The following is a 10,652-nucleotide window of genomic DNA, read 5'->3' on the forward strand; positions in this document are numbered from 1 at the left end:
TCCCCGTAACTCAGCGACTCCCCGTCCGCGATCACCGCCACCCGGTCCGGATCCCGCGCCACCTGCGCCTCGAACGCATCCGGCAACGTCCCCGGTTCCACGGCGACCGCCGTGTCGTTCACCCCCCGCACCAGCCAATCCCGCTCCTGCGCCGACAGCACCTCCACCGCACTCACCGGCTGGAGCGGGTCGGCGGCCACCTGTTCCAGCACGCGGACGAGCCGGGCGACGACGGCTTCGGCCGTGTGCCGGTCGAACAGCTGGGTGGCGTACTGCAGGTCGCCCCGCAGGGCGCCCGTCTCGTCCATCGCGATGCTGAAGAACAGGTCGGACAGGGCGGTCTGGGTGAGGTACTGCTCGAACTCGACCTTGAGTCCGGGCAGTTCGAAGTCCTGCCGGGCGAAGTTCTGCCAGGCGAACATCACCTGGAACAGCGGCTGGTAGGCCAGGGAGCGTTCGGGGTTGAGCTGCTCGACCAGGGTCTCGAACGGCACGTCCTGGTGCTCGTAGGCGGTCAGCGCCTTGTCCCGGACCTGCGCGAGGAGATCGGCGAAGGTGGGATCGCCGGAGAGGTCCACGCGCAGGACCTGGGTGTTGACGAAGAATCCGACGAGATCGGCCAGCGCCTCGTCGGTCCGCCCGGCGATCGGGCCGCCGATCGTGACGTCGTCCCCGCCGCCGAGTTTGCCGAGCAGCACTCCCACCGCGGCCTGCAGCACCATCGCCATGGTCATGCCGCGCTCGTCGGCCAGCTTCTGCAGGCCGGCCGCCACCGCGGGCTCCACCACGACGTCGACCGCATCGCCCTGGGAGCTGCGCTCGGCGGGCCGGGGCCGGTCCAGGGGGAGGTTCAGGGGCTGGGGTACGCCGGCCAGTTCCGCGCGCCAGTAGTCGATCTGCGCGGCGGCCAGACTGCCGGGGTCGTTCACGTCGCCGAGCAGTTCGCGCTGCCACAGCGCGTAGTCCTTGTACTGCACGGGCAGCGGCGTCCACTGCGGCGCCCGGCCCTCACGCCGGGCGGTGTAGGCGGCGGTGAAGTCCCGCGCCAGCGGCCCTCCCGAGACACCGTCGGAGGCGATGTGATGGATGACCAGCACCAGGACGTGCTCCTCGGGCGAGCAGCGGAACAGGTGCGCCCGGAAGGGGATCTCGGCGGCCAGGTCGAAGCGGTGGGCGATGACCTCGTCGATCGCGCCGGGCAGTTCCCCGGAGGTCACGTCGGCCACCGGCAGCGGCACCGGCGCGTCCGCGGCCGCCAGGATCCTCTGGTGGGGCTCGTCGTCCTCGTCGGTCACGTACGTGGTGCGCAGGGTCTCGTGGCGGCCGACCACGTCACGGATGGCCGCCGCGAGGGCGTCCCGGTCGAGCGGCCCGGTCAGCCGGAACGCCGGGGAGATGTTGTAGGTCTCCGCCCCTCCCTCGATCTGGTGCGTCAGCCACATGCGGCGTTGTGCGAACGACAGCGGAATCACGGGTCTCACTCCTCGACGGTCATCTGGCGGAGATTGGGGCGAAGGGGTACGGCCGACTCCTCGGACCACGCGGCGAGCGCGGACACGGTCGGCAGGTCGAAGATCTTGCGGATGGGTATCTCGGTCCCCAACTCGGCGCGCGCCCGGCTGATCAGCCGGGTGGCGAGCAGGGAGTGCCCGCCGAGCGTGAAGAAGTTGTCGTCGATGCCGACCCGGCCGACGCCCAGCACTTCGGCGAACAGCCCGGCCAGTGCCGTCTCCCGGGCGCTGCGGGGTGCCCGGAAGGGGGTGGTCGGGGTGAGGTCGGGGACGGGCAGGGCCTTGGTGTCGAGCTTGCCGTTGGGCGACAGGGGCAGCCGGTCGAGCGGCACGTACGCGGCGGGCACCATGTAGTCCGGCAGCCGCTCCGCGAGGTGGCGTTGCAGTCCGGCCGGGTCCGGGGCGGCCCCGCCCGGGGCGGGGACCACGTAGGCGGCCAGGTACCGGGTGCCGCCGGCCTGCCGGGGCACGACGGCGGCCTGGGCGACGCCGGGGTGGGTCGTCAGGGCGGCTTCGACCTCCCCCGGTTCGATGCGGTAGCCGCGGATCTTGACCTGGGTGTCGATGCGCCCGAGGTGGTCCAGTTCCCCGTCCGCGGTGAGGCGGGCGAGGTCACCGGTGCGGTACATGCGGGAGCCGGGCGGCCCGAAGGGGTCGGCGACGAAACGGTCGGCGGTCATGCCGGGCTGGCGGTGGTAGCCGCGTCCCGCCCCGGCCAGGTACAGCTCGCCCGGGGTGCCCGGGGGCAGCAGCGCGAGGGCGGGGCTCAGCACGTAGGCCCGGACACCGGGGAAGGGACGGCCGACGGGAACCCCGCCCGGGTAGGGCTCGTCGGGGTCCAGGAGGTGACTGGTGGCGTAGAAGGTCTCGCTGGGCCCGTAGCTGTTGATGACGCGCGCCTCGGGCCACAGGGAGCGCACGCGCGCCGCCAGGGCCGGTGTCAGCACCTCACCGGAGATGTTCAGGGCCGTGGGGCTGATGCGGCCGGGCAGCTGGTCGACGAGTTCGGCGAAGGCCGACGGCACCGAGCAGACGACGTCGACGTCCCAGTGGTCGCGTTCGGCCAGTTCCAGCACGTCGCGGACGATCTCGGCGCTGCCGCCCGTGGTGAGCGCGGCGAACGTCTCGAAGGTGGCGACGTCGAAGCCGAACGAGGCGGCGACCAGGATCCGGGCCCCGTGTCCGGCTCCGGCCTGCGCGACCATGGTGTCCACGGCGTTGACGACCGTCAGGTGGGTGACGGCGACGCCCTTGGGCACGCCGGTGGAGCCGGAGGTGTAGACGACGTAGGCGAGGTGGCCGGGCCGGGCCGCGGGCCGGGGTGCGGCCGCGGTGCCCGGCGTCGCGGCCGGGAGCACGAGGTCGCCCAGGAGGACGACGGGGATGTCCGTGGCGGGGACGAGCGCCCGGGTCTCCTCGTCCGCCAGGAGCAACTCGGGCCGGGCGCCGGGCAGGACGTGCCGCAGGCGGGCGGTGGCGTAGGCCGGGTCGACGGGCAGGTAGGCACCGCCCGCCTTGAGTACGCCCAGCAGGGCCACCACCGCGTCCACGGTGCGCGGCAGGACCACGCCCACCACGCTCTCCGGGCCGATCCCGCGCCCGGCCAGCCCGGCCGCGAGCCGCTCGGCGCGGGCGTCCAGCTCGGCGTAGGTCAGCGTGTCGCCGCCGGCGCGCACGGCGACCGCGTCGGGGGTCCGCGCCACCTGTGCCCCGACGCGCGCGGTGATCGTGTCGTGTGCGGGCGGGACGGCCTCGTCGGCGAAGAGGGCAAGGACGCGCTCGCGCTCGCCCGGTCCCAGGGTGTCGATCTGCGCAACCCTCAGCCCGGGGTCGGCGGCCAGCTGCCGCAGCACTCGGGCGAGGCGGGCCGCGTACGTCTCCACCGCGCCGCGGTCGAAGACGCCCGGTGCGTACTGGAAGGTGAGCTGCAGGTGCGGGTCGGCCGCCGCCAGCAGGCACAGCGGGTAGTGGTTGCCCGCGGACGGGCGCAGGCCCGTGTAGGAGATGCCGCCCGCGGCGTCGGTGGCGGCGCTCAGGCCCGCCCGGTCGACGGGGTACGACTCGAAGACGAACAGGGTGTCGAAGAGCGACTGCAGGCCGGTGGCCCGCTGGATCTCCGCGAGCCCGTGGAAGTGGTGCTCGACCAGTGCGGCCTGCCGCTGCTGCAGCCGGGTGAGGAGCGCGGCCACGCTCTCCCCGGGCTCGTACGTCACCCGCACGGGGACGGTGTTGATGAACATGCCGACCATCGACTCGACGTCCGGTACCGCGGGCGGGCGGCCGGAGACGGTGGTGCCGAACACCACGTCCTGGCGGCCGGTCAGCTGCCCGAGCAGCAGCCCCCAGGCGCCCTGGACCAGGGTGTTGAGGGTGAGGCCGAGCTCGGTGGCGCGGCGGGTCAGCGCGCGTGCCTCCTCGGGCGTGAGGGTGACGTCGACCTGGCCGCGGCTGCCGTCGTCGGCGCCGGACGTGCCGGCGGCGAGCAGGGTCGGCTCCTCGACGCCGTCGAGTTCGTCCGCCCAGGCCCGTGCCGCCGCGTCCCGGTCCTGCCGGGCGAGCCAGCCGAGGAAGTGGCCGGGGTCGCGGGTGGCGGGCAGTGCGGACGGGTCGCCGTCGGAGGCGTAGAGCAGCAGCAGGTCCCGCATGAGCAGGGGGGTGGACCAGCCGTCGTACAGCGCGTGGTGGGCGGTCAGGACGAGTTCGGGCCGGGCGGGTTCGAGGACGGCGAGGGCCAGCCGCAGCAGCGGCGGGGTGTCCGGGTCGAAGTACCGGGTGCGGTCCTCCTCCAGGAACCGCTCGAACACCTCGGTGCGCTCGCCTTGTTCGGCTCCGGTCAGGTCCAGGTGCTGCCACGGCAGGGTCACCGCGGCCGGCACCACCTGCACGGCGTCGCCGTCGGCGCGGTCGGCGAACGCCGCGCGCAGGCCGGGGTGGCGGTCCAGCAGCGCCTGTCCGGCCCTGCGCATCCGGTCGGGGTCGACCTCTCCGGACAGGTGGAACACCAGCTGGATGTGGTAGGGGTCGAAGGAGGCGCCGGCCAGGGTCGCCTGGAAGAGGATCCCGGACTGCGCGGGGGTCGCCGGCCACACCGCGGCGAGCCGTCCGTAGCGTGCCTCCCAGGCGTCGATCTCCGTCTGGTCCACGGTGACCAGGGGCGCGTCGCTCGGGGTCAGTCCGCCGGCGCCGGGACGCGTGACGTGCCGGGCCAGGGCGGTCAGGGCCTCGACCCACAGCCCGGCCAGTTCGGTCACCTCGTCCCGGGTGAGCACGCCCGTGGGGAAGGCGAAGTAGGCGGTGAGTTCGTCGCCGTCGGGGGTGGCGCCGGCGACCACGTTGATCTCCAGCGCCGACAGCACCGGCATGTCCGGGTCCGGTGCGGCGATCAGGTCCCGGTGCGTGGTGTCCGGGGCCCAGCCCAGGCCGCGCAGGTCCTCGGGGAGGTCCGCTCCGGAGGACCTGCCCAGGTAGTTGAAGCCGATCTGCGGTTCGCGCAGCCCGGCCAGTTCGACGGCGGTGCGCGGGTTGAGGTGGCGCAGCAGACCGTAGCCCAGGCCGTGGTCCGGCACACCGCGCAGTTGCTCCTTGACGGCCTTGACGGCCTGCCCGGCGGCCGGGCCGGCGGCGAAGGCGTCCGCCAGGTCGATGCCGGCCAGGTCGAGGCGCACCGGGTACATGGCCGTGAACCAGCCGACGGTGCCGGACAGGTCCGCGCCGGGGACCAGGTGCTCCTCCCGGCCGTGCCCCTCCAGCCGTACCAGCGCCGCCGAGCCGCCGCCCCGCGTCTGCCGCCGGCGCGCCAGGGCCAGGGCCAGCGCGGCCAGCAGACCGTCGTCGGGCCCGCCGCGGAACAGCTCGGGCACCGTGTCGAGCAGGGCCCGTGTGACGTGCGCCGGCACCTGGACGCGCACGGTGTCCACGGTGGCGGCGACATCGCGCGCGGGGTCCGGCTCCCGTGTCCCGAGGACCGGTTCGTCCGCGCTCAGGATCTCCCGCCACACGGGCAGTTCCGCGACCCGTGCGGGGGCGGCGGCCTCCTCGGCCAGGGCGTGCGTCCACCGGCGCAGGGAGGTACCCGCCGGGGCCGGCGGCAGGGCGCGGCCCTCGCGCACGGCCTGCCAGGCGGCCACCAGGTCGGGCAGCAGGATCCGCCACGAGACGCCGTCGACGACCAGGTGGTGCAGCACGATCAGCAGCCGGTCGCCGTCGGTGGCGGAGGTGAGGTGCACGAACTGCGCCATCACGCCCGCGTCCGGGTCCAGCCGGTCGGCGGCCGCGTCCAGTTCGGCCTGCACCCCGGCCGCGTCGTAGGCCGTCTCCCGCACCAGCGCGTCGGCGTCGACGCCGTCGGCGGGCCCGATCAGCAGTCCCGGTCCCTCCCGGTCGAGCCGGGAGCGCAGGACGGCGTGGCGGTCGAGGACCGCCCGGACGGTCGCGACGAGTCCCGCGCGGTCGATGTCCGGGGGCAGGGTGACGAGTGCGGACATGCAGAAGCGGCCGAGGCCGCCGCCGAGGGCCAGCACGTGCGCCGCGGTCGGCGGCAGCGGGGCCGGTCCGAGAGCGCCACCGGGCAGTTCGGCCAGGACCACGCGGTCCTCGTCGCCGCGCTCCCCGACCAGTTCCGCGAGGCGGGCCACCGTGCGGTGCTCGAACACCTCGCGGGTGCTGACCGTGACGCCGCGCGCCCGGGCCCGGGCGACGACCTGGATGGAGCGGATGCTGTCGCCGCCGGTGGTGAAGAAGTCGTCGTCCAGGCCCACGCGCGGGACGCCGAGCACGTCGGCGTAGATCTCGGCCAGGACCTGTTCGGTGGCGTTGCGTGGCGCCCGGTACTCGCCTCCGCCGAACTCCGGTTCCGGCAGGGCGCCCCGGTCGACCTTCCCGTTGGCGGTCAGCGGGAGTCGGTCCAGGACCACGAGGTGGGCGGGGACCATGTAGTCCGGCAGCCGCCGGGCCGCGTACCGGCGCAGGTCGGCCACCGGGAAGGGGGAGCCGGTCCGCTCGTCGCCGTCCCCGGCTGCCGCCCGGGTCACGTAGCCGACGAGCCGTCTGGCGCCGGTGGGGTCCTCGCGGGCCGTCACCACGGCGCGGGCGACCGCGGGGTGCCGGGCGAGCACGGTCTCGATCTCGGTCGGCTCGACCCTGATGCCGTTCACCTTGACCTGGGTGTCGGCCCGCCCCGCGTAGTGCAGCAGGCCGTCGCGGTCCCACCGGGCGAGGTCGCCGGTGCGGTACATGCGCGCCCCGGCGGGGCCGAAGGGACAGGCGACGAACCGGTCCGCGGTGGCCGCGCCGGCGCGGTGGTAGCCGCGGGCGAGCAGCCCCGCGACGTACAGTTCGCCGGTCACCCCGGGGGCGACGGGGGCCAGTTCGGGGCCCAGGACGTAGGCACGCATGTGGGACAGGGGCCGGCCGACCGGTACCGCGCCGCTCGCCTCGGAGCGCGGCGGGACGGTGTGGGTGGAGGCATAGAAGCTCTCGGTCTGCCCATAGGCGTTGACGACGCGGACCCCGGGCAGGGCCTCGCGCACGCGGTGGACCAGGTCGGCGGAGAGGGCCTCCCCGGCGAAGACGACGGTGTCCGCGTGCAGTGCGACGCCGTCGGCGGCGATCTGGTCGAGCAGCGCGGAGAAGACCGCCGGAACGGCGCTGACGGTGGTGCCGGACCAGCCGTCGCGCGTACCGAGTTCGAGCACGTCGTGGACGAGGTCGACGCATGCCCCGGTGGTGAGCGCGGTGAACGTCTCGAACACGGAGACGTCGAAGTTCACGGAGGTCGCGGCGAGCATCCGGGAGCCCTCCCGGACGCCGGTCACCCGGCGCAGGTCCGCGACCGCGCGCACGACGCAGGCGTGGGTGACGCCGACGCCCTTGGGCGTCCCGGTCGAACCGGACGTGAACATCACGTAGGCGAGGTGGTCGGGTGAGACACGGACGTCCGGCGTGCCGGGCGCGGGGCCGTCGAGGTCCAGGTCGTCGAGGCGCAGCACCGGTGGCCGGCAGCCCGCGACGGCCGCCTCGGTGGCGCGGTCGGTCAGTACCAGGGCGGGCCGGGCGGTGTCGAGCAGGAGGGCGACGCGCTCGGCGGGGTAGTCCGGGTCGACCGGCAGGTAGGCGCCGCCCGCCTTGAGCACCCCGAGGAGGGCGACCACCAGGTCCGCCGTGCGCGGCAGCGCCACGGCCACCAGCACGTCCGGACCGACGCCGTCGGCACGCAGGTCCGCGGCCAGCCGGGCGGCGCGGGTCTGAAGCTCCCGGTAGGTCAGCGCGGTGCGGCCGGACACCACCGCGGTCGCGTCCGGGGTCCGTGCGGCCTGGGCGGCGACCAGTTCCGGCAGCGTCGCCAGGTCCTGAGGCCGCACCGGCTCGCCCGGGCGGGTCAGCCGGTCCCGCTCGGCGCCGGTGAGCACGTCCGTCGCGCCGAGCCGCGTCCCGGGATCGCCGACCACCTGCCGCAGCACCCGTACGTACCGCTCGACGAGGCTCTCCGCCGTGGTGTGGTCGAACAGGTGTGTCGCGTACTCCAGGCGTCCGCGGGCGCCTCCGGAGGGGTCCGGGACGATGTTGAAGAACAGGTCGAACTTGGCGGTTCCGGTGCCGACCGGGACGGGAGTGACCCGCAGGCCCGGCAGTTCGACGTCCGACCAGCCGAACTGCCAGGCCAGCATCACCTGGAACAGCGGCTGGTAGGCGGTGGTGCGGTCCGGGTCGAGCAGTTCCACCAGGTGCTCGAAGGGGACGTCCTGGTGGTCGTAGGCGGCCAGGGCCCGGTCCCGTACCCGGTCCAGCAGGTCGGCGAAGGCGGGGTTGCCCGACAGGTCGGCGCGCAGCACCCAGGTGTTGGCGAAGAACCCGACGAGGTCCTCCAGTTGCTCGTCGGCGCGGCCCTCGATCGGGCTGCCGATGGTGAGGTCGGGTCCGGCGCCGAGGTGGTGCAGGAGGACGGCGAGCGCGGCCTGGGCGACCATGGGGGCCGTGGCTCCGCGGTCGGCGGCCACCTTCCTGATCCCGGCGAGCAGGTCCGCGTCGAGCGCGATGTCGACGTGGCCGCCCCGGTGGTCGGCCGCCGTCGGCCGGGGCCGGTCCAGCGGCAGCTGCACCGGCTGGGGCACGCCGTCCAGCTCCTCGTGCCAGTAGGCGAGTTGCTCGGCCACGACGCTGTCCGGGTCGTCCGCGTCGCCCAGCATCTGCCGCTGCCACAGCGTGTAGTCCTTGTACTGCACCGCGAGCGGAGCCCAGTCGGGCGGGGCGCCCCGGCGGCGCGCGGTGAACGCGGTGACCAGGTCCCGCAGGAAGGGCGCCATGGACGCCCCGTCCGCGGCGATGTGGTGGAAGACGAAGACCAGCACGTGCTCCTCGGGGGAGACGCGCAGGACGGTGACGCGCAGGGGCGGTTCGGCGTCCAGGCGGAATCCCGCGCTCACCGCCTCGTGCAGGACGTCGTCCACCGCGTCCGCGGCGACGTCGGTGACCCGGAAGGGGAAGGCGGCCTCCTCGGGGGGCAGGATCCGCTGTTCGGGCGTGCCGTCGGCGTGCTCGACGATCAGGGTGCGCAGGCTCTCGTGGCGGGTGACGACGTCCGTCACCGCGGCGGCCAGCGCCGCGGTGTCCAGCGGGCCCTCCAGCCGCAGCACGAACGGGATGTTGTAGGTCGCGGAGGGGCCTTCCAGCCGGTGCAGGAACCAGAGCCGGCGCTGGGCGAAGGACAACGGGATCATCGACGGTTCTCCTCTACGGTCATCTGGCGCAGTCGGGGACGGCTCGACCGGGTCAGCTTCCGGATCCGGTCCGCCAGTTGGGCGACGGTCGGATTGCGGAACACCGTGGTGACCTTCACGTCGACGTCGAACTCGGTACGGATGCGGCCGACCAGCCGGGTGGCCAGCAGTGAGTGCCCGCCCTGGTCGAAGAAGTCGGCGTCGACGCCGACCTCGTCCACGCCGAGCAGGTCGGCGAAGAGCCGGCAGAGGACCTCCTCGTCGCGGGTGCGCGGTCCTCGTCCGGCCGGGGTCTCGGTGTGGCCGGGCGCGGGCAGGGCACCGCGGTCGAGCTTCCCGCTCGGTGTCGCGGGGAACGCGGCGAGCGGGACGATCGCGGAGGGGACCATGTACTCCGGCAGGCGCTCCCGCGCCAGGCCGGTGAGAGCCTCGGTGTCGAAGGCGGACGGGTCGCTCCCGCCGGCCGGTACGACGTACCCGACCAGCCGCTGGTCGCCGGCGCGGTCCTCACGGACCACGACGACCGCGCTGTCGACACCGGGGTGCGCGGTCAGCGCCGCCTCCACCTCGCCCAGTTCGATGCGGAAGCCGCGGACCTTGACCTGGAAGTCGCTGCGGCCGAGGTACTCGACCTGGCCGTTCTCGTTCCACCGTGCGACGTCACCGGTGCGGTACATGCGGGTGCCCGGTGCGCCCCAGGGGCAGGCCACGAACCGGTGCGCGGTCAGCGGGGTCTGTCCCAGGTAGCCGCGCGCCAGTCCGGCCCCGGCGAGGTAGAAGTCGCCGGCGACGCCGGGCGGGACGGGGCGCAGCATCGGGTCCAGGACGTAGACCTGGGTGTTCCAGATCGGGGCGCCGATCGGCACCCGGTCGGAGCCGGGGACGTGCTGCCATCCGGTGACCTCCACCGACGCCTCGGTGGGCCCGTAGAGGTTGTGGGCGGAGCAGCCGGGCAGCAGTTCGGTGAAGCGGTTGGCCAGTTCGGCCGGGAAGGCCTCTCCGGCGACCTCGATCCAGCGCAGGCTGGTGCACTGCTTGGCGAGCGGTTCGGCGACGAAGGCGGCCAGCAGGGACGGCACGAAGTCGGCGCCGGTCACCCGCTCGCGCTGGATCAGCTCGGCCAGGTAGGCGGGGTCCCGGCGCCCGTCGGGGCGCGAGACGACCACCGCCGCGCCGGCCTGCAGCGGCGCGAAGAGTTCCGGCACCGACACGTCGAAGCTCGCCGACGTGCTCAGCAGCACCCGGTCCTCGACGCCGACGTCGAAGTGGTCCAGCCCCCACCGGATCCGGTTCATGATCGACCGATGCGCCACCGGCACCCCCTTGGGACTACCGGTCGAACCCGACGTGTAGATCACATACGCCGCGTGATCCGGCAGCAGCTCACGCACCGGATCGGCCTCCGGACACCCCGACACATCCGGCA

The 10,652-nt window shown here is 74.2% G+C and carries 3 protein-coding genes; all 3 read right to left on the reverse strand.

The genetic code is table 11. From position 1 onward, the window contains the following. The coding region (locus ABTZ58_RS39255) for a condensation domain-containing protein (RefSeq protein WP_351368044.1) at window positions 1-1,472 on the reverse strand (1,472 nt) is incomplete at its 3' end. Between the two features lie 5 nt (window positions 1,473-1,477). Further along, window positions 1,478-9,226: a non-ribosomal peptide synthetase gene (locus ABTZ58_RS39260; RefSeq protein ID WP_351368047.1), complete on the reverse strand. Its 7,749-nt coding sequence runs from the start codon at window positions 9,224-9,226 to the stop codon at window positions 1,478-1,480. Further along, the coding region (locus ABTZ58_RS39265) for an amino acid adenylation domain-containing protein (RefSeq protein WP_351368050.1) at window positions 9,223-10,652 on the reverse strand (1,430 nt) is incomplete at its 5' end. The genes ABTZ58_RS39265 and ABTZ58_RS39260, both read right to left, overlap by 4 nt.

It is taken from the genome of Streptomyces sp. NPDC094143, assembly GCF_040303825.1.
Classification (GTDB): domain Bacteria; phylum Actinomycetota; class Actinomycetes; order Streptomycetales; family Streptomycetaceae; genus Streptomyces.

Bases quoted from the DNA above. Each gene is read 5' to 3' on its own strand.
- ABTZ58_RS39260 (WP_351368047.1), bottom strand. From the start codon at position 9,226: ATGATCCCGTTGTCCTTCGCCCAGCGCCGGCTCTGGTTCCTGCACCGG.